This window comes from Bacteroides sp. Phil13 (assembly GCF_001940965.1).
Classification (GTDB): Bacteria; Bacteroidota; Bacteroidia; order Bacteroidales; family Bacteroidaceae; genus Bacteroides; species Bacteroides intestinalis.
This window is the reverse complement of record NZ_MSHA01000049.1, coordinates 124,010-146,937: the sequence shown is the minus strand read 5'-3', so window position 1 is coordinate 146,937 and position 22,928 is coordinate 124,010. Positions and strand designations below refer to the sequence as shown.

At 42.7% G+C, this 22,928-nt stretch carries 11 protein-coding genes; all 11 read right to left on the bottom strand.

The genetic code is table 11. The features are described 5' to 3' along the window. Positions 1-16: 16 nt before the first annotated feature. The 11 genes from BWI44_RS09325 to BWI44_RS09275 all read right to left on the bottom strand — a co-directional run bounded on the left by BWI44_RS09325 (position 17) and on the right by BWI44_RS09275 (position 22,826). Positions 17-1,102: a glycoside hydrolase family 43 protein gene (locus BWI44_RS09325; protein ID WP_286813040.1), complete on the bottom strand. Its 1,086-nt coding sequence runs from the start codon at positions 1,100-1,102 to the stop codon at positions 17-19. Between the two features lie 41 nt (positions 1,103-1,143). Next, positions 1,144-3,177 carry an NPCBM/NEW2 domain-containing protein gene (locus BWI44_RS09320; RefSeq protein WP_502688831.1) on the bottom strand — a complete coding sequence of 678 codons (2,034 nt, stop codon included), beginning with the start codon at positions 3,175-3,177 and terminating at the stop codon, positions 1,144-1,146. Between the two features lie 37 nt (positions 3,178-3,214). After that, on the bottom strand, positions 3,215-5,836 hold the full coding sequence (locus BWI44_RS09315) for a glycoside hydrolase family 31 protein (protein ID WP_286813036.1): 2,622 nt from the start codon (positions 5,834-5,836) through the stop codon (positions 3,215-3,217). A gap of 15 nt (positions 5,837-5,851) precedes the next feature. Beyond that, positions 5,852-7,213: a glycoside hydrolase family 43 protein gene (locus BWI44_RS09310; RefSeq protein WP_195208643.1), complete on the bottom strand. Its 1,362-nt coding sequence runs from the start codon at positions 7,211-7,213 to the stop codon at positions 5,852-5,854. A gap of 18 nt (positions 7,214-7,231) precedes the next feature. Beyond that, positions 7,232-9,172 (bottom strand): glycoside hydrolase family 97 protein, encoded by a 1,941-nt coding sequence (locus BWI44_RS09305; RefSeq protein ID WP_195208642.1) that lies wholly within the window; start codon positions 9,170-9,172, stop codon positions 7,232-7,234. Positions 9,173-9,425: 253 nt separating this feature from the next. Next, positions 9,426-11,027 carry a glycoside hydrolase family 43 protein gene (locus tag BWI44_RS09300; protein ID WP_195208641.1) on the bottom strand — a complete coding sequence of 534 codons (1,602 nt, stop codon included), beginning with the start codon at positions 11,025-11,027 and terminating at the stop codon, positions 9,426-9,428. 54 nt (positions 11,028-11,081) lie between these two features. Continuing rightward, positions 11,082-12,467 carry a glycoside hydrolase family 43 protein gene (locus tag BWI44_RS09295; protein WP_195208640.1) on the bottom strand — a complete coding sequence of 462 codons (1,386 nt, stop codon included), beginning with the start codon at positions 12,465-12,467 and terminating at the stop codon, positions 11,082-11,084. Between the two features lie 38 nt (positions 12,468-12,505). Beyond that, positions 12,506-14,950, bottom strand: coding sequence for a glycoside hydrolase family 31 protein (locus tag BWI44_RS09290; RefSeq protein WP_195208639.1), 2,445 nt, complete (start codon positions 14,948-14,950; stop codon positions 12,506-12,508). 131 nt (positions 14,951-15,081) lie between these two features. Further along, a complete protein-coding gene (locus BWI44_RS09285) occupies positions 15,082-18,177 on the bottom strand; it encodes a glycoside hydrolase family 2 TIM barrel-domain containing protein (protein ID WP_286813033.1) in 3,096 nt (1,031 codons plus the stop codon). Between the two features lie 5 nt (positions 18,178-18,182). Then, on the bottom strand, positions 18,183-20,081 hold the full coding sequence (locus BWI44_RS09280) for a glycoside hydrolase family 97 protein (protein WP_195208637.1): 1,899 nt from the start codon (positions 20,079-20,081) through the stop codon (positions 18,183-18,185). Positions 20,082-20,408: 327 nt separating this feature from the next. Continuing rightward, positions 20,409-22,826: a glycoside hydrolase family 127 protein gene (locus tag BWI44_RS09275; RefSeq protein ID WP_195208636.1), complete on the bottom strand. Its 2,418-nt coding sequence runs from the start codon at positions 22,824-22,826 to the stop codon at positions 20,409-20,411. Positions 22,827-22,928 lie beyond the last annotated feature (102 nt).

The window sequence follows — 22,928 nt, the reverse complement described above, 5'->3', positions numbered from 1 at the left end:
GTGTAAATCAGCACCTTCAGTTTTTCCGAGATTCTGTATCATTCTGCACTATTTCTACCACAACTTCTTTTTCGTCAGTGTATGGATTTACAATCTCAGCTACTTCGGCTGCTGTCTTCGGCTTCACAGTAATACCTTCTTTGGTCTGCTCAACATACGCCATACGTCCATCGGGTAGATAATAAAGATAGTCAACGCACACGCTTCGACGCCCTGTGGCACCGGATTTACCATCTATGGTAAGTATTGCATTATGATAGAACAGATAGTTTTGTCCCTTGAATTCAATGATTCCCGGGTGTATGGTAAAGCTATTTTCTGCCATTCCTGTCAAGGCTCCACGATAGGTCCATGGACCATTCATACTTGGTGCCGTGGCATAGCTAATGGTTTCACGTCCCTTACCCATCGATGCATACGTCAGATAGTAAAGATTTTCACGCTTATGAATCCATGGTCCTTCCACAAATTTCGGCATTTTAAGAATCTCTATGTTTCCGTCCAGTTCTGTCATATTAGGTTTAAGTTTCACTAAGAAGCAGGTACCATTACCCCAGCTCATCCATGGTGTGCCGTCATCATCCACAAAAACAGTCGGATCGATATCGTTCCACCATCCACGAGGACCGTTAGGAGTCATATCATCTGTAATAAGCGGTGTACCCCGAGCATCAATGAAAGGTCCCGTCGGACTATCTGACACGGCAACGCCTACTACTTTACTATTATATGGCGCATCAGCCTGCACCGTTGTATAATAATAGAATTTCCCATCTTTCTCTACAACCTGGGAAGCCCATGCTTCTCCAACTCCCCACGAGAAATCCGTAGGTTTCAGCACACAGCCATGATCGGTCCATGTTTTCATATCTTTTGTTGAATAACACAGCCATTCGGTTATGTTAAAGTCCTGTCCTTCTTCAGCCTCATCGTGACCCACATAGAGATACAGTCTACCATTATGCACCATAGGTGCCGGGTCAGCGGTGAACTTATCCGTCACTATCGGATTACCTTCCGAAATAAACTTCACTTCATTTCTTTTCTCACCACAGGCAGATAAGATCAGATACAAACTAACAATAAAAAGAGTGTTTCTCATGATCAAAAACAATTAAGTAAGTAATTCTATTTTTTATATTCTCACTGAACCGGTGTAAATTTATAAAGAAGTACCCCATGAGCCGGAACATTGAGAGGCAATGGTTTCCGTCCTGTATCCAAGATTTTTATATCCTTTTGTCTCCAAAGGTCACGCACAGTTTGTTTACCAGTAATGTTCAGTTTTTCAAAATCACGGAAAGAGATATTAGCCTTTTCGCGGTCGAAATTACAGAAACCAACCGCCTTACTACCATCTTCAAGTTCTTTCACATAAATACGTAATTCCCCTATTGAATATATACATGTGGCTTGTTTACCCAAAGGGTCCTGATTCACAGCTATCACCTCATTGTTAGTCAGCAAACTCAGGGTAAAATCATCCATTTTCTCCAAGTCACAACCTATCAGAAGCGGTGCAGAGAATAAACTCCAAAGACTGAAATGGAGATACTGTTCATCAGGTTTAAGCTTGGTTTGGTGAGGATTTCCCCAACCTACAATACCAAGAACCAACATGTCCGGATCATTCCAGTTACCGGGTTTCGCCCATGCGGCTGCACGGTCTTGAGAAAGAGCAATACCTTTTACACTTTCCCAAGTATCCGTGATATCGTTAGTCGTACGCCAGCACTGGCCTCCAACGTCATCTCCCCATTTCCAGACATCTCCCATACCATACTGACACAGGTTATAAACAATGTCCCTGGGCTGCTGACGCAAATAATCCCCCATAATCTTAAATGGCTTTCTACCGGCAATTGAATCCCCACCCCCTTGAAATGCCAAGGAAGACACACTGTAAGGATCCTTATCTAAATCACGGTCAAGAACTCCCCCGTAACTGCACCAATCATATTTCAAATAATCAAATCCCCATTTACCATACATATCAGCATCTTGCTTTTCATAACCATAACTGCCTACGCAACCTCCACAAGTCCACGGACCGGGTGAAGAATAAATACCCACTTTCAGTCCAAGTGAATGTATATAGTCCGTTAACCCTTTCATATCAGGAAATTGGGCATTAGGTATGATATTACCCTGATCGTCACGTAACCGTCCACCTCTGGTCCGGTCGTTGGGATCTCTGTGATGTTGCCATGAATCATCTATATTGATATAAGTCCAACCATAATTCACTAAACCACTTTCAACCATAGCTCTTGCCGCTTGCTTCACTTTCTCAGCCGAGACTTCATGTCCGAAGCAGTTCCAACTGTTCCATCCCATCGGCGGAGTAAGAGCAATTCTGTCACCACACTCAATACGAAGTTTTCTTTCTGCCGTCCCTTTCACATTTTTCGCCTGCAAAACCACTTCAAATGTACCAGCCTTGGTTAGTTTACCCGTAATCAGACCCGTCTCCGGGTGAATCTCCAATCCTGCCGGTAATCCCTCTGCTGCAAATGTCATCGGACGATCGCCTGTAGCCGCTATCTGATATTGGAATGGGGAACCGGGACGCACCCCAAACACAAAAGCCCCATTAATTCTCGGCGTTGCGGGAGCAGGTGGAGTCAGTATATAAGGTTCCGTAGCAATGAATTTAAGTGTAGGAAAACTCTTCTTTCCTTTTGATATTATCTTTGCATCCGCCCAGTCAGCATGGTCATAGTAAGGCCCGTCACCACCATCAGCAACTATCAGCTCAAGCCTTTTGACTCCATCCAATGAAACCGAACATAATTTAGGCGCATCTCCTACCTTTACAATCCCACTGGACCAAAGCCTGGCTCCATCTCCTATTACAATAAATTCGGCAGACGTTTTATGCTCGATGATCTCATCATCCAGCCCTACCTGAGCCGTAAATGATACGGCTTTGCCATCCAATTGAATTGCTATCTCACTGACTGAATGGGTACCTACTCCACGTTCAAACGTTTGTCCTCCGATTGTCAGGGTTTTACCGTCAACCGACTTATTTTTCATAGCTACTCCATTACCTTGAGTCATAGCTGTCAGATCCAAATCATCAAGCCACACAGTATGGGATTGACCACATCCTGTAGTAATGGACGCTATTACAAACCCTACGAGGGCTAAAAACTGTTTCATATTATTCTTCATATTTTAAGATATTTCCAGATCATTGCCTTAAAAAACACTACAGTGATATCACCATTGATTTTCCCTCATAGACAATGCTCTTGTTCACTTTTGGCTGATAAATTCCAGTGCCCGATTCCGGCGTTACAATTACAATATTGAAAGCCATTCTTTCCTTCATTCCTGCAAACGAACCTTTTCTGTCACTGATAGTAAGGGTTTTATCCGAATCATTCCACTTCAGATCAAACGTGCTGAACTGACCTTTCTCATAATTGTAATTGATTCCTTCGTCTTCATAAACAGAATAAGAACCATCAGCCCCCGGATAAATACGGATTTCCCACGGTTGTTCCGTCTCCTCAGCTGCATACTGTTTCTGAGGTCCTAACGGCAATATAGAACCCGCTTTCACAAATAAAGGAGTCTTCATAAGATCCACATTTATATCAATGAATATCCCTCCCTTATGAGGTGTACCATCCCAGAAGTCTACCCAGCCGGCTGCACATTCCGGAAGATAAACTTTCATTCGGTTAACACCGCTTTCTACCACCGGAGCCACCAGTATAGAAGGTCCGAACATGAACTGATAGTTTTGTTCCAGTGCAAAACGGTCTTCAGGGAAATCCATCACCAACGGACGCATCAAAGTAGAACCATTGAATGAAACCGCAGCATTTTGTGAATAGATATAAGGAAGAAGTCTATAACGTAAATCCAGATATCGGGCAATGATATGTTCCACCTTTTCTCCATATCGCCACGGCTCGGTATTACTCATATAGCCATGCACACGCATCAGTGGGAAAAATGTTCCTGCCTGTATCCAGCGGATCAACTGTTCATGATATCCGGTATTTGTATACTGGTCGCCTGGACGGAAAAAACCACCTGCATCATAAGTCCACCAAGGCAGCCCTGTCGCCATCTGCCCCAATCCCCCTACGATTTGTCGACGTAAGGTTTCCCAGTCATGTCCTACGTCTCCCGACCATGTGGCGGCTGCATAACGTTGCATTCCTGAAAATCCACTGCGAGTAAAAATCATAGCTCGCCTGTCTGAATCATCCTGACGTAAACCTTCATAGATTGTCTTGCTGACATACATCGGATATACATTCCGGTAAACCTCTCCCGGAGTTTGTTCACGATTGATGCGACGGTTCTGCAAATCATCATTCTCCGGTTCAGTGGCATCCTGCCACCAGGCATCAATACCATATTTCAATAATCCGGTACGGAAATTCTGCCAATAGAAAGCCGCTGCGTCCGGATTGAAAAAGTCAATCCAGTCACTGCCCGATATGTAATATCCCTTTTCCTTGGCTTGTTTTCCCACTTCGGACTGAGCATCAATTTTAGACCATACAGAGATCATCAGACGCACATCCATCTCATGAAGTTCCTTCATCATACTTCCCGGATCAGGATATCTGTCTTCATCAAACTTCATGGCATTCCAGCCATATTTTCCCCAATATTGCCAGTCCTGTACAATTATATCGATAGGCAATTTCCGTTCCCGGAATTCACGGGCATTCTCCAGCAATTCCGCCTGAGTATTATAACGTTCCCGGCAATGTATATATCCCAGACTCCACAAAGGCATCATGGGGGCAGGTCCGGTCAATTCCCGATAGCTGGCGATCACTTCATCTCCGTTACCAGCGAAAACCGTATAATCTAACATTTGGGCAACCGGAGAACGGAATACAGTCTCTTCTGAAACAGGACGCCAATATAACACAGGTTTATCATTACGTTCACCTTGCACTTCTATATCGTGCTTACCGGCTGTCAGCTCCACAATGGCAGAAGTAGTGGGAGGCAACCATAAATTATTGACATCCATAATCTTTTGTCCGTCAATAACCAGATAATACTTCCGTGCCATTCGTTGTCCCACATCCAGCAACAAAGAATAGCTACCGGAACGAGGTACTTCCACCGAAGCTGTAAACGAATAGGTTTGTCTGGTTTCCCTTACATTTCCACTCGTACCGGTGGTATTTACCGTAACAGCCTCTCCACTTGCATTAGCGGGAGTCAACTCCACAAATTGATCTGCCGGATTAAAATCTGTCAATCCATAGTTATTCCACAGCAGCCCATAGCCTTTACTTGAAAGAATAAAAGGAATAGAAATCTGCGTATTTACCTGCGTCAAGCGCCGTGTCAATCCCCGGATATTTAGATAACCGTCCTGAAACTGACCTGTACCGTATATATATTCATCTTTCGGAGAAACAAAATGCTGTTCCACCTGATAGGTAGGTTCATTCTGTACAGAAGAAGCTTTCATGAAACGCCCGTCAACTTTCTCTTGAAGAATGATGCGCTTATTCGCATCTTTAAAAGTCAAGACTTCCGTACCTTTGTCGAATTCCACTGAAATTTCATCCAGAGATAGAACCAGCGATTGCTTATCTTCTGTAACTTCATATTCAGGAACAGGAAGTTTTTCTGTATAGATAAGCTCTTCCATAGGCGCCGAACCCGGTTGGGAAAACTGTACCCGGACAGCATTTTGATTTAATGGTATCAGCGAAAGCACTCCCTGGTTCAGTTCAAGAACGACTTTCTCTTTTTGCTTTGAAACACATGCCGTATTCAACAAAGCAACACAGAACAGCAGGATGATTCCTGTTGTTCTGATATACTTCCTTTTATTCCTCATAGTATTTAGTACAAGTTATTTAGAAAACATCCAATAATCAAAATACATAAGATTGGTAGCAGGCCGCCCCTTTACTATAAAATATAAATCATGTACTCCGGTCACTTTTGTAATGTCAATAGTCCGTAAGTCCCAACGATCACTTCCTCCTGTACGCGGTACCTTCATTGTCCCTATCAATTGCCCGTCGACACCATCCAGACGGATTTCCAGATTTACAGGATCATTATGCGTAGTTCCTATTCTGGCACTGAACTTCGTTGCACCGGTTGCCTTGAAATCTACACCGCGAACACAAGTATAACTACCATTCTTCATTGCCGTAACAAAAACACCCACCTGATCATTTTTGAAAGACTTGAATCCTTCGGAAAAAGCAATAGTCTCCGCTTCCGTTTTTACATACGGATTCAGTGTCGTAATCCCTTTGATAATACCCTCTGTCATCTTCAGTTGAGGAATAGATCCGTCTTTGTTGAATTTAAGCTCTTCCACACATACCGAACGATTGAATCCACCACCTCCGGGCAACTGTCCGTTATGATAGAAAAAGTAAGTTTTACCCTTGAAATCAATAACTCCCGGGTGGATGGTAAACGCTCCGCCACCGGCAGGCATCACTACTCCACCGTATTTCCACGGACCTGTAGGAGTATCGCTGGTTGAGTATCCGATATGCTCGGGCAGCGGACCTCCCGGCCAGAATAAATAATATTTCTTATCCCGTTTATAAAGCCAGGGGCCTTCTTCATACAGAGTGGCTCTCTGGGCATCGCCTTCGCGTTTACCAAACGATTCTGCTACCAAAGGTACACGCACAATATCCCCACTATAAGAAATCATATCTTCATTCAACTTCACATAATACAGGTTGGGATTTCCCCAATACAAATAAGCCTGTCCATCATCATCAATAAAAACAGTCGGATCAATGTCTCCCCATTCACTCTGAACCAATGGCTTTCCAAGCGGATCATAGAAGGGACCATAAGGACTATCAGCTACCGCCACACCAATTGCACCTCTATTGTTTATATTCGAAATCATGGGTACGTACATATAAAACTTACCATCTCTCTCAATGCATTGTGGAGCCCATGCATCCCCTTTTGCCCAACTAAAATCAGTATATGATAACACAGCGCCATGATCCGTCCAGTTCACCATATCACTGGTCGTATACAATCGCCAGTCGTTCATCGTAAACCAGGTAGAATTATCCTCATCATGGGTAGTATAAAGATATACTTTATCGTTATATACCATCGGAGCCGGATCGGCCGTATAATTTGTCTGAATGATCGGGTTCTGTGCCAGTCCCGAAGTAGCCACCACCGTCAATAGCGATGAGAAGAATAAAGACTTCATTTTATCCATATTGCTTTTTTAGTTTGATTATTCTACAATTAATATTCCACCATTGCAAGGCATTGTCAATTGCAACTCCTGTTTCTTATTTACCTTTACTTGTTTTACATTTCCTTGCAATTCTTCATTATCACTGAATACCCGTACCTGATTGCCAGGCATAAACATCGGCAAGGCAATCTTCAGCTTTACAGTTTCTTTCTGGGCATTAACCCCTGCAATATACCATTTATCTCCATGCCTGCGAGCCATAACTACGTATTTTCCGGGATAGCCATCAATAAAGCGTACTTCATCCCATGTGGTAGGAACTTCTTTCATGAAGCCTATCGCCCATTCCGGAGCATCCGTCAGGTTATTCGGAGCCAAGGCAAAATGTTGCACCGGACTTTGGAACAATACTGCAGTAGCCAAAGCAAACACGTCAGAAGTCATACGCCGGCTTCCGCGCGGAGCATTATCTGAGTTATAATATTTATTCAGTGCACTGCCCCCAAAGTCCATGCTACCCACCGTATTACGGATAAACGGATGCAGGCAGGCATTGAATGCCTCAACGTCACAGCTTCCCTGAGAGAAATGCAGGTTTTCACTCGCCAATACTGCTTCACTCGACGCATAGTTAGGATACATACGTTCCCAGCCGCGAGGCAAAGTACATCCGTGGAAAATCACCAGCAACCCGTATTCATTGGCATCAGCAAGAATATCTTCATACAGTTGCATGGTAACTTGCTTATCACCACCAAAGAAGTCAACCTTTATGCCACGTATTCCAATGCTTTGCATCCATTTCATTTCTTTACGACGGGCTATCGCATTGTCCATAATGCCACGGGGTGATTGTGGAGCATCATTCCAGTATCCGTTAGAGTTATACCACAGATAGAGACCTACCCCTTTCTGCGCTCCATATTTAGCCAACTGCTCAATCTTATCATATCCAATCTGCGTATCCCACAATGCATCTACCAATACAGACTGATAACCCATTGCCGCCGAGAAATCAATGTAACGCAACTGCTCTTCATACTTCGTGCTTCCATCCATACCGATAATCCAACTCCAGGAACCTCTGCCGTACTCATATTTGCCGGACGCTGCATATAGTGGCTTTACCACATCAAAAGAAACCGTTGTTTCAACAATCGGAGCTAAAGTTTCGCCCAAAGTAATCGTCCGCCAGGGAGTTTCTCCCGGCAATGCAAGTCCGGGTGCAGTTGTACCGTTTCCGTTCATTTCACCTTCTTGAGGAAAACCGATTGTATACAGGCCATTTTCATGTCCCAGCAAACGGCTTCCGCAGTATTTGCTATCCACACCTGTTTCTGAAATAAGTATCCATCCTTTGTCACCATTACGGAACAGGCAAGGGAAAGTATATCCTTCACCCCATCCATTCTTGCCCATGGAATCATCCGCTTTATAGGGAGTTTCGTAGCTGGGCGAAGTGCGGGCAAATCCTCCCATAGGTTTACTCTGCGGACACAGGAAAGTCGTACTCCCCTCAGGAAGCACAAAACCGGTCATTTCCTCTTTCACAACGCAGGACAAGGCCTTCTTCTGAGGATACATTTTATATCTGAAAGCAACATCCCGGTCACTTACGCGAAATATAACATCAAAAATAACCTTATCTTGCTGGCTAAACTGGTATACAGCTTCTGTAGCCACATAGTGCACATTGCTCTGCTTTATATTAGGCAATGTATAGGTCTCGTCAATTTTGTTCGACCGGACATTCTGTCCCAAAGACATATCCCGGGAAAAATCACCGACATTAGTCACAAGCCCCAAAGGAGAAGAATGAATGAAAGGAGTACCATTATAGCTGATGCTATATGAAGGTTGCCCATTTTTATCGGAGATAGTTACCAATATTTTCCCATCGGGACTTGTAATTTGTTTCTCTTCCGCTTTTATTGCACCGCAAATTAATAACGCTGCTATAACTAAAAAATGTTTCATAAGTATTAAGTTTTGAGGGAAAGTAGGCAAAAAGTGCCACGTCCCGGATATGCTTTTGTAAATAGATTTAAAAAACGCCATACGCTCTGTTTTCTAAGTTAGACATGCCCTACAGAGCATTCTGAAAGGGGATTGAGACTTGTGCTAAGTGTCGGGCATACTTGTGCTAAGTGTCAGGGATACTTGTGCTAAGTGTCAACGACACTCTTTAAGAGCTTCCCCTCTTCAGAACATCTGTCATTATTTATGCAAATCAGGAGGTAGAGAAGTCAAAGTAATCAACGTCGACATAACCTCCCAGCGACTTTGTTGCATAGTTGAAGATAGCAAACTTGCTTCCCATAAAGAGCCTTGTATAATCAAAGCGCATTTTGAAATCCGTTCCGATCTTCTTCCATTCCTTATTATCCAGGCTATAATAGAAAGTAGCAATATCGCGTTTCAGCATGAAGTCGCCTTCTATACGCAGATAAATGACGTCCTGATTAAAATCGACTTGTTCTTTTTCTTCTATATCCACACTGGCTATTGCCTTATTGGGAGTATTATCAAAGTTGACAACATTGGTAGACATAACCAGACGCTTTGCATCCCCTTCCTTCACCACTGACAAAAGCCCGGAATGTCCGTTGAATGCGCTGAATCCGGCTACATCCCCATCCTTCATATGAGAAACATCAAGAGAAATGGTAGCACTGCACTTCGGCCCTTCCATACGTTGCGTAATCGTATTCGGAGCTAAATACAGGTTATCAACCACCCGGCTGGTCTTCAATCGCAGATAACCCGGACGTTCCGTCAAAGACCACTTATCATCTACCGGATTATGATTCCATTGCCAGTAGAGTGAAAGCTTCTCATCGCTGAAGTCATCACTTCCAAGTATTCCTTTGGTATTTTCAGTCGGATATATCTCTTTTTCCATCGTCAAGGGTACATGTCCATTTTCATCTCCCAGCATCGGCCATCCGTCTATCCAACGGCAGGGCATAAGAGTAGGTACCCGGCCTATTCCTCCGCGATCCTGAAAAATAACCCCATACCAATCTCCTTCTTCCGAGTCAATAATACAACCTTGACCTACTCCTCCATAACCATCAAAATCATGTTCCAGAATAACCTTCTTCTCATAAGGCCCTGTTATCTTGTCTGCACGATAACATACTTCCCTGCGCACCCGACCGGGGATACTCCAATCCATAGAAATCATCAGCAAATAATACTTTCCGTTATGTTTCACAACCTGACTTCCTTCCAGCAAGCCTTGTTCATCAGCATCCCGTTCAAAAATCTTCATACTGACTCCATCGGGTTTCACATCCGACAAGTCACTCTTCAATTCCTTCAGCTCACCGGTTCCATAGAATACATATACATGGCCGTCATCATCAAAAAACAAAGAGGCATCATGAAAATGCTGTGTTCTCGATAATAGTTCCCACCTCCCGGCCGGATCTTCCGCCGTGAATATATACGACCGATAGGGCACATCATTTGGCGAGAACAATACATAAAATTTCCCATTATGATAGCGTATGGAAGATGCCCATTGTCCGCGTCCATAAACAGTTCCACCAATCAAATCATACTTTGAGTTATCAGTCAGCTTATCGAAAACATAGCTCACTGTTTCCCAATTCACCAAGTCTTTTGACCTCATAACAGGTCCACCAGGCATCAAGTGCATGGTGGTACTTATCATATAATAGTACTCTCCTGCACGTGTAACGGACATATCCGGTACATCAGCATAAATTACAGGATTACGATACGTCCCCTTCACCGACATTTCCGAACCGGAACACCCCATCAGTAATGAAGTAACAGTCAGCCATGCCAACATCATCTTTTTCATGATACAGATATATATTTATTTGCTATTTATTTCTGACACAGTTTCCTGGTCATCTTACTTGAATCTCCAATAGTCCATGTTGAACATCTCTCCATCGCCTCCCCTAAAGACAAGGTACAGATCGTGAACTCCACCCACCTTCTCTACATCAGCAGTAAAGGTTTTCCACGTATTCCAGCCACCGGTATTATTTATATTACATACACCCAGCAACGTACCATCAAGACCATCCAAACGGATTTCAATCTTTCCTTTGGTTATTGTAGCTGCACGAACTTCAAATGTTTTTGCCCCCTTGCCGAAATCAACCGCTTTCACCTGAAGGAAATCCCTATTATGAATAGAAGTAACATACATCCTGTTTTCATCGTCCTTAGCGGTCTTGAGTCCCTGACTCCAGGCCATTGTTTCTGCCTCAGTCCGCTTATAAGGATTCAATGTACCGACAGGTGCAACTCCGACACCGTCGTCCCACCAGGGTAGTTCTTTGATTGTGCCGTCAGGATTATATTCCAGTTCAGCCACACATATAGAACGGCGTTCATGATGTTTGTCGGTTATCATGAAATTCAATCTATAATTAAATCCGAACACATAAGATTTACCTTTATAATCAATGATTCCCGGATGGTTTCCAGAAGATTTCCCATTAGGTTTCATTATATATCCTTTAAACTTCCAGGGGCCTACAGGGCTGGGGCCCATTGCATAACCAATTCCTTCCGGACAGCATGTACTTGCATAGGCCATATAATAGTGCCCATTCTTCTTGTATGCCCAGGGACCCTCCTGAAAATGATAAGGGTCTTTCTGATTTTCTATCTTCCGGATCAATTTATCCTTCGTAATCTCTCCCGCACAGGAAATCATATCTTCATTCAGTTTCACATACCAGAGATTAGGATTTCCCCAATATAAATATGCTTGTCCATCATCATCTATCAATACACTCGGGTCAATACTGTCATACTCAGCACCAATCAAGGGTTTTCCGAGAGGATCAGTAAAAGGGCCCAAAGGACTATCTGCAACCAACACTCCGATTCCTCGTCCCTGTACCGGGCAATATAAATAGAACTTTCCATTACGCTCGATACATTGAGGAGCCCAGGCACCATTCTCAAATCCTCCCCAACCTGATACGGCAGGATCTGCCCACTTGAAATTATATAAATTGGCTATGGTTCCATGATCAGTCCAGTTCACCATATCGGTACTGGTGTACAGCAACCATTCTTTCATGCGGAAACCTGCCATTCCTTCGGGAGCATAATCCTCGTCATGGGTAGTATAAAGGTATACCATACCCTTATGTACCATGGGGGCAGGGTCGGCAGTGAATTTTGTCTGTATAATAGGGGTCTGGGCATTCAAATGTCCCAGAGGAGAAGCTATAAACAGTATAGCTACCGTCAATCCGGATAAAATAAGTTTCTTCATTACTTCTGGTATTTAAAAATCGATGTTTCCCAATAGTACTAGAATTTCACACTAACTCTTTTTCCGTTGTAGTTAACCACTTTCTGAGTTCCGTCTTGAAGTACGATTGTGAACTTTCTATTATTCAACATTCCCTTATATGCACCTTTTCGAGCCCCTATGGTTAACTGGCGTGATGTATTATTCCATACGACAGGAATCTCTGTATATGCTCCCAGTTCATAATTATAGTTATCAAATTCATCCTCATAAAGAACAAAGGAACCATCGGCACCGGCATATACTCTCAATTCAAGGTTATCCCACGGTTTTTCCGTTGCATACTGCACTTTAGGACCCATTGGAATAATACTGCCTGCCTTGACATACAAAGGAATGACATCGATAGTCGTTTCCTTTTCTATTTCCTGTCCACCGTCATGCTTTTCATTCGTCCAGAAATCATACCAGGTAGCACCCTCCGGCAAATATACCTTTGCGGACTTAGCCTGCATAAAGTCTACCGGAGCTTTATCCTCAAACTTCTGAGCATTATTTCTATTCCAACCATCATTCTCATTTACCTTCACTACCTTTTCCTGAGTGTACTGCGCACTGACCACCGGCGCTACAAGAATGGATTTGCCAAACATATACTGGTCTTTTATATCCCATACATTCTTATCACCGGCAAAATCCATTACCAAAGCACGCATAAAGCTCGATTGACGTTCAGTCACTTCCCAAGAAGTGGAATATATATAAGGCAACAAAGAATAACGCAGATTAATCATTTTTTCAATAGCATCATATACAGGTTCGCCTTTTTTCCCAAATTGATAAATTTCTCTTGGCGTATCAGCTCCATGCGAACGCATCATCGGAGTAAATGTCCCGAATTGTAGCCAACGTACATATAATTCCTGAAACATTGGATTCTTAGGTGCACTCCCGTCATTCCAACTCTTGTTATAATGTCCGGCAAAGAAACCACCTATATCAGTATTGAAATTAGGATTTCCGGTAAGGGTAAAGTTTAAGCCTGCCGGAATCTGATTACGCAGTGATTCCCAGGAAGATCCGATATCTCCCGACCATACATTGGCTCCGTAACGCTGCTGCCCGGCAAATACGGAACGGGTAAGAATAAACACACGTTTATCGGAAGTTACTGCACGTTGGTTATCATATACTCCACCTACTGTCAACAGCGGATAAGCATTGCGTACTTTACGGAATGAACCCAGATAAGTCTTCGTATTAAAGTCTTCCGGTTTCCAGTCTAAATGGTCAGGTTCTGTAGAATCCATCCACCATCCATCCATGCCTAATTTAAAAATGCCTTCATTCAGATATTTCCAGTAGATATCACGAGCTTTTGGATTATAAGCATCGTATACACGTACTCCGGAGGGATATTCCATATCGGGTGGCCAAGTTTCAAGTCCCGACTGAGGCCATGTAGAGAAGTTAAACAGCATACCTTTCTTATCCAGTTCTCTATAAGGTTTGGTCATTGGTCCAAACGAAGACCAGATAGAAATCAGCATGTGCGCATTCATTCCATGTACATCATTAATCATCTTTTGAGGTTCGTTGAACAACGGATTTTTGAAATCCATAGCATTCCACAAATAATTGTGTCCCCAGTATTGCCAATCCTGAATAATTCCGTCAAGAGGAACACCTAATTCACGATATTTTCTCACCACTCCTACTGTTTCTTCCTGACTTTTATAGCGTTCCTTGCTTTGGAAATAACCGTAAGTCCACAAAGGAAACATGGGTACTTGTCCGGTCAATGCACGCATTTGTGCAACTACACCATCAGCATTTCCACCATACATGAAGTAATAGTCTATACAATCTCCTACTTCAGATTGAAAAGACGTCCCTTCCGCTTTATCAGCAAAGTTAGTTGGTGAATAATTATCCCAGAAAAGACCATATCCTTTCACTGACTGTACAAATGGAACCACGTCCTCCACATTGCCCTGTACAAGGTGTTTGGTTTGATTACGTTGTGACATTTTTCCATTCTGGAGGATTCCTAATCCATAAAGAGGTTCATCTTTATCTAAAATAAACGATTGCTTGATTGCAAACGTTTTGGTTCCCGCATCATCAAAATCGGTAAACTCGGGCTTTCCTTTTTCACTAAGCAACGGCTCTCCTTTCGCATTAAAGAAAGACACAACACCAGACTCCAAGTTAAGAGTAACCCCCATTTCACTACTTTTCAGTCTTACAATATTGCCTTCCTGAGTAACGGCAGTCTTCACCTTCTGAGGAGTTTCTATTACAGAAAGGCTCTCCTTTGTATACTTCCACCCATTAGGAGATTTTAGTATTCTTACAATTGACGGAGTATAGAATTGCAATTCTACATCTACAGAATTAACGGTCGCCTTAATTCCCTCAGGAATTTGCTGATAATCTTGCCCCGCAAGTGGGATACAACAACACAGCGCCATTAATATTAATACAATTTTAATTGATTTCATGGTATTTATTACATTTAATGATTAAAATTCGCATTCCATAATTTTGTACGATACAAAAATAGCTGCATATCATTATACACCTTTTTCAATATTAGATATTTGACTTTCAATATTAGATAAATTGATGGCTATCAATCATAATATTCCATCAAATAACCATAATAATAAGCTTGATTGCCATCCATTGTATATTCATCCAATGTTCTTGCCCCCCAAGAATCAGCACCTCCTACGCCATGAATATTCAAATCAATATTCACATTCACATAATCGCGTCCGGGTAGTTCATAAGCATGTCTGCTCTTTTCCAAATCTTCCTCACCATACGGCCACACACGAAAGCAGAGCGGTTGCAAGCCTGTCACTTTTATAGTCCGGTTCTCCTTATCATTCAATGAAAACCAACGGACATCACACCTGTTTGCATTATCCTGTGGAAAAGCATAATCCGTAACAAAACTATTGAGATCCGTTGTATAATAACCGACTAAAGCAGCCGTTTTCCTATCCGGATAGTTCTCAAACTCACCACGACCATACCATTTGACATAATCCATGGAAGAGGGTAAACGCATCCTCATTCCAAACTTAGGCATCAATGGGATCTTTTCTTTTTTTGGTTTATAGAGAGCTTCAACTTGTATCTTTCCGCTCCCATTTACAGTATAGTGCAATTGATAAGCAGCACCTACCACAGGCAACGACATACTAACCTCCACTACAGCCAGCCCATTCTTCACAGAATAATCCACACCTTCGACTACACGTTCACCAGCAGCGTTTCTCCATATTCCTAAACGGTTATTATAACCATTATTCATCTGATTACTGTCCGCCGGTTTCCAGAAATAAGGTTCTAAAGGAGCATATAGAATTTCCGTTCCATCATTTTTCCAACTTGTCAAAGCACCGGATTTCACATCTACGATGAAACAATTCAATCCAGCCATTATCTCAATAGTAGCCTGTGATGCATTCACTTCAACACTTCCCCCTTCCGAAACAATAGACTCCGGTTTGGCCATATTCACCAAAAATTGTTCCTTACTAATAATAAAACCTTTTTCAGCCCAGCATGTACTCTGTTTCAGCTTGGCAAATACATTCAGGAAAAGCTCACCCGATCCCGTGAAAGAGGGAATATCCAAATGATCTCCAGCTACAAGCGGTACTTCTCCCGACTTTACAAGTTCACCATTCTGCAACCATTCATACTCATAATCGAACTCATCCAAAGCCGTAAATTCATACTTATTGGTAAGACGCACCTTATTCGGACCTTCAAGTGAAAAACCAATATTCTGATACACTTTCTGAACCTGATAGTAGTGTGGATGAGGAACACGGTCAGCCCCAATTAAACCATTAAAACAGAAATCCCCATTATTAGGAAAATCACCGAAATCTCCTCCATAAGCCCAAAATTCACCTTCCTTCAATAGCAAAGAACCTGAATTTTCCACTCCTTTCTTATATCCCGGATTTATCCTCTTTGCAATTCCCTGATCGACCCAATCCCAAATAGCCGCACCTGAAACGTGATCATTAGCCTCAATGACATCCCAATACTCCTGCAAATTGCCTACTGAATTTCCCATGGCATGAGCATACTCACGCATAAAGATAGGTTTATCACGTTTTTCCCGGGCATATTCCTTAAATTTTCCGGGAGTATAATAAGAAGGATCATTAAAAGCCGATACAGAAAGATCGGTATCGCTAAAAATAATACGTGAAGCATCTATGGCCTGTATTGTATCTGCCATGGTCTGCATATTGCGTCCGGCACCTCCTTCATTACCCAAAGACCAAAAGACCACACAAGGGTGATTCTTATCTCGTTGTACCAATGCAAGTGCCCTGTCTACATGCGCTAACGTCCATTCCGGGTTATCACCAAGTATTTTATTACCTAAACCATAATCATGACTTTCCTGATTAGCCTCATCCATCACATAGAAACCATATCTGTCACACAATTCATAAAACAACGGGGAATTAGGATAGTGTGCAGTACGGATCATATTAATATTGGCTTGTTTCATCAGTCTCAAATCCTTTTCCATAGTCTCACTGTCCACAAGTCGGCCGGTGCGTGGATGATGTTCATGGCGATTCACTCCCTTCAATTTAACAGGCTGTCCATTAAACTTAAATACATTTCCATCAATCTCGCATTTCCATATTCCTATATGTGATTGAAACTCCTCAACCACCTTCTTACCATCGTAAAGCCTAATTTCAACATCATACAAGTTTGGCTTTTCCGCCGACCATAGCTTCGGATTTTCCACAACAGATGACAAAGTATAGCAGCCTGTGGATGTTGCCAGCAAATTCTTTACAGGAGTGATTAACCGTTTCACAAATCTTTCCTCATTCCGATTCTTCCCTTTTAACAGAACCTCAAGACTCAGTTTTCCCGATTTACTGTCCGACAAGTTTCTTAACCAGACTTTTGCCTTAAAACCGGCAGACGAAAAATCATCTGCCAGATCGGTAGTCAGTGAATAGTCTTTTATATGGATTTTAGGGCGTACCCATAACTCTACCGGGCGATAAATCCCACTAAAACGCCACATATCCTGATCTTCCAGATAGCTGCCATCCGACCAACGGTATACCTCTACCGCCAGACGGTTTTGCCCCTCATTTACATATCCGGTAATATCAAACTCCGCCGGAGCCATAGAATTCTGGCTATATCCTACTTTTTCCCCGTTAATCCATACATACATAGCCGACTTAACTCCTTCGAAGTGCAGATACAATTGCTTATCTTTCATATCCTCCGAAACATCGAAAGTTGTCACATAAGCCCCCACCGGATTTCGATTCTCATAACTAAAAAAATGCTTGGGAGGTTCTCCCGTCACTTTCGGCTGGTCTTTCTTAAAAGGATATGTCCAATTGGTATAAATAGGTTTTCCATAGCCTTGTAACTGCCATGTCCCCGGTACAGAAATGTTATCCCAGCCACTCACATCAAAATTATTTTTATAAAAGTCCGACGGCCGACTTTGCGGATCGGGAGACCAATAAAACTTCCACCTCCCGTTCAAAGGCACAATCTCTTCACACGAGGATTTCCCGGACGGCAACGTCAATGTACTGTGATACTCCTCTTTATTGATATCTACTACGCGAGGATTTTCCCAATCAGGTACTTGCTGTGCACGCATCTGAAAGGTAAAACAAACAGTTAACAGAAATATATAAATTCTCATGTTTATCATTTTATAACAGCTACAAATCCTCCACGCGGCAAGCATTTTATCTCCACACTCATTTCGTCTTCTGACAAAGGAAGATCCTCTGCAATAGTAAAGCTTCTGTCATATATACCATCCTCAAACAAGGTTATTTTCTTACCGACAACGGAAAGGTCTTTCAGCAAAAAACAAAGGGTTCTCGGTTTATTGGTTCCATTAATCCCTGCAATATACCATACATCTCCTTTGCGCCGTGCCATAACAACCTCCATACCCGGATAGCCGGCCAAAAGCTTCGTATCATCCCAGGCTACCGGCAAATCCGATAATAACTTCTTTACAGGTTCCGGCATATCATAGTAAACCGAAGGCCTGTCCGGCATATGCTGCAAGGCCGACTCAAAAATTATCGGTAATGCCAATTCATGACCGTAAGAGGTGATATGCGGATGCTGAGAATCAGAGAAAGTGCCCGGAGTATAATCCATTGGACCTACGACATTTCTCGTAAAGGGTAAGGTAGCATTGTGTTCCGCAGCCCGATTCGTCAAAACTGGAGTGTTATTGTACCATTCCGCCCCATATACTCCCTCCACCGACATCATGTGAGGATACGTACGTTGCCATCCGCGAGGAATAGTGGCACCATGAAAGTTAAGCATCAATTTATACTTCACGGCATCTTCAAGCAGATCTATATAATAATTCATTGTAGAAACACTATCACCCGAGAAGAAGTCAACTTTAATGCCGGCAACTCCCATATCGCTTAACCATTTATATTCCTTTTCCCTGTCTGCCTTTTTATTCAGACGAAAGAGAGGACCGGGACCTATCCAATTCGTGCTCGAATTATACCAGACCAAAGGTTTAACACCTTGACTCAAAGCATATTTCACGGCATCTTGGATGTTTCCCCCATTTCTCATTACATCCCATTCCCAATCGATCTGATCATAAGGCCACTTCATCTTGACTGCTAGGTCAATGTATTCCTTCACGATTTGATAATCTTGAGAACCATGGTTGTATGCCCAATAAATCCATGACACCATTCCGGGTTTTATCCATTCCGTATCCTCCACCTTAGAAGGGTCAGACACATCCGTCACCAGTGTAGACTCAGTAATATCAGCTAAAGAACCAGCAATAAGCAATCGCCATGGAGACTCCCACACACCGCTAAAAGCAAGTTTTTTATCGCCCAATCGTACCTGATAATTATCGCGATTATCCCCGTTATACAGAAAAGAGCCACAATGCCCCCGTCTGATATTAGCCTCCGTAATCAGCACAAACACAGAATCCCGTGGCTCTATAAGCGCCGGATAGCCCCAAAGGTCAACCTCCGGGCGATTGGCAAGCTTACCGTCAGTAGACAGCGGGAAAAACTTTTCATAACCCGGATCATATTGTTGTATCCATCTTTTACTCCCTTGTGGCAAGGCGTACGCCGTATATTCATTAATGATATGTTCTTCATCCGAAATAGCCTTAAGCCCATACTTAAATGCAATCCCATCGTTGTACACCCTAAACGTTACCTCCAAAGTTTGCCCTTCATTGTTTTCCAGAGAATAAACCCGTTCGGAAGCCTCATTCACACAATGGCTCCGTTTTCCCGTAATCATCCTATAATCATCAATCACGGATTTCGGTTCCGAAACTGATTTCAGTCTTAAGTTACCGGCAAACTTTTGCGCATCTGTTTCCAATCCCAGTTCGGAACGAAAAAGAATACTATCTCCCTTGTAATGCACAACGAAAGCGGCTTTTCCATAATCGCCATCCTTTGTTGTCACTACACCAACCTTTAAGGCTCCGTCAGGAGAAATAGTATCAAATGTTGCCGAGTGGCACGAACTGATTATAACAGCTATTACAATCCCCCATGTTTTTCTAAGTAAGTTCATAAACATACATATTTAGTTAGTACAACACCCCTGCCGCATGAAACTTTGTTTCCTTCCATGGAAACCCTGTTTACCCCCAATGATAACTTCATTTACACGCCGAAGTAAAGCTCGTTACATACCGTGGTAAAGAGCGTTACAATAAGGAGTAAATGGCGTTACATACTGCGGTAAACGCTTTTACATAGTGATATCAACTATCGGTAAATGCTATTTGCTGATAATCAATAAGCTATCCAAATTCGTTGATTAAGTTAATTCATTTCAGGCAGGTTATGAATATTTCTTCCTGGTCACGCTCACACCTACCCGATATGTTCCCCAAAAAGACTTTTATTTATCTGTCACCGTCGATTCTGGAACCAACAATCGTACTGCAAAAATCCCTCCTGCTGTAGTATCCGACTTACTCTGGAACCTAACCGTAATTTTATCTTTCGATTTCAGCAAAGTGGCCGGAATATTATATTCCACATTGCAGAACAAGTCTTTCTTCCATTTCCCGACAATATTTTCCGTAGCGATAGTTTGACCATCAACCAGAATATCAAAGCTTCTACTACCAGACTCAGCTCCCCAATAACGGACCATCAATGAGAGATTCTCATTTCCTTTCGTGGTCAGTGTATATTCGAAATATCCTCCATTACGGGCATCACGCCACGCCTCACCGGCATGTACTCCGCGATGCGAATCCTGAGTTTTCATTGCATGATCCGACTCAGGTTGTTGCTCACCCGATGATACCATATCCACAGTACGCTTGTCGAGTATCATTCTCCCATTCTCTTTAGCTTCTACGGCTTGTTTATATTCCCTGAATGCGGGCTCGGGCATTGATAACCAATACATCATATAGCGGCTATCATGAATTCCATAGAATGGTTCAAGTATCAGATTCTTATATTTTTCCTGAGTAAACAAACCGGGAACAGTAAAACTAAAAGATTTTCCTTCGACCGGCTTCATACGATTCAATTTATTCAGAATATCACTTCTTTCCCCTATGATATAAGGTACATCAAAAAGTGAAACCAGAGATCCGTGTGCAATATGCTCCCAACGCCCGTCTCCGGCAATTAATCCGGGCATATTTTCCGTTCCCGTCCTCGCACCTAACAATATAGGGCCACGCATGATCGAGATAGCGTTAGGTACATTAGGCAGTTCTTCAATTCTCACGGTCATCGGAGTTTTTATTTCCACCACATCTCCTTTTGACCATTGGCGATCAATGGCTATATAAGAACCTGGCTGTGCATTTTTTGCATAATCAACTCCATCGCAGACCACCTGCATTTTTCCCTGCTCCACCCATGAGGGATAACGTATCAGCAGTTTAAACTGTGTTGCTTTGGAAGGATTAACAGTCAACGTAGTCCCTTCTTCATTCGGAAAGTCCGTTTCTTGTACAATCTTAATCTTTTTCTCTTTCCAGTTTAATTCGGAAGGTATAAAAAGATTCACATACAGAGCATTATCCACCGTATCATGGGTATAAATAAACTGCCCGTATTTACCATGATTCTCCATACCGGTACCTACACAACACCACATTGCTTCTCCCGGTGCCGAATAAACACGATAATGCGAGGGGCAAGCAGGTGTGAAATATACGTATCCCCCATGTTCAGGGTGCTGGGTAGAAAGGATATGATTATACAGGGCACGTTCATAAAAATCGGCATATTCCACTTTGGGATGGATACGGAACAGACCTTCGGTAAGTTTCAGCATATTGTTAGTATTACACGACTCCGGTCCCTGACGTTCATGCATATAATCGGAACATTTTCCTGCTTCGGGAAAATGCTCACCCCGACTGTTTCCGCCTAATGACAAAGAGCGATGAAAAACTACAGTCTCCCAGAAAAATTCAGCAGCAGTCATAAATTCATTGTAATCCGAAGCAGTTTTCGAATTAAGTTCGGCCACACGTTGATATCCCACGGCTTTAGGCACTTGTGTATTGGCATGCTTGTTATCCAGGTTATCAATGCGCCTTGTCATACTATCGAAAATCTGCTTGTGTGAAAAGCGCTTCGCCGTATCGAGGTATTTAGGATTGCCGGTCATTTGCCAAGCATCCGCATACACTTCATTCATACCACCGAATTCATTATCCAGCATACGCTCCATTTGCCGGTCGTCTAAATTAGAAATAACGTCGACACCCCAGTCACAGAACTTCAAGAAGATCTTTTTCGCTTTTTCATTTTTACCGTAAAGCCAGGCATCCCGCAGTCCGGCATAGGTTTTATGCATATTATACCAGGCCACCCAGTAGTTCCATACAATGCCTACATTTCCTTTTCTTATTTCTTCCGCAAACTTCTTACTGTTCGGAAAGCCGCAAATAGAACCGTCATCATTAGCCTGCTGTACACGCGCAAATTCAGAAACCATATAATCCATGCGTTTTTTGCACTCCTGATTACCTGTAGCGGCATAATGAATGGCTAAAGCGCTCAGATAGTGCCCACCGATATGCCCGTCAAGACCGTCTTTTTCCCAGTTACCATACGTTTCCGCTTTCTTAGGTAATCCTGCTTCACGCAGGAAAGGGGCCAGCAGACGATCGGTATCATATTGAAGCAGAACCTTAACGTTCAAATCACAGGCATGCTTAAAAGGGCCTGCAGTTATTCTCACATCTCCCAAAGGAAAAGTGTTCGGATAAAGCGCGTCCTGCGCAGCAAGGTTTGTAAAACTAATCGTTATCAGTAACAATAGAATCCATTTTTTCTTCATTTCCTAATCCTTATTTATTTCCATTTATAATCATACTTCCATACGATCTGGCACAATGCAAAAATAGGCCTATTGTATTATAGTCATTGTCAATTCCAGACA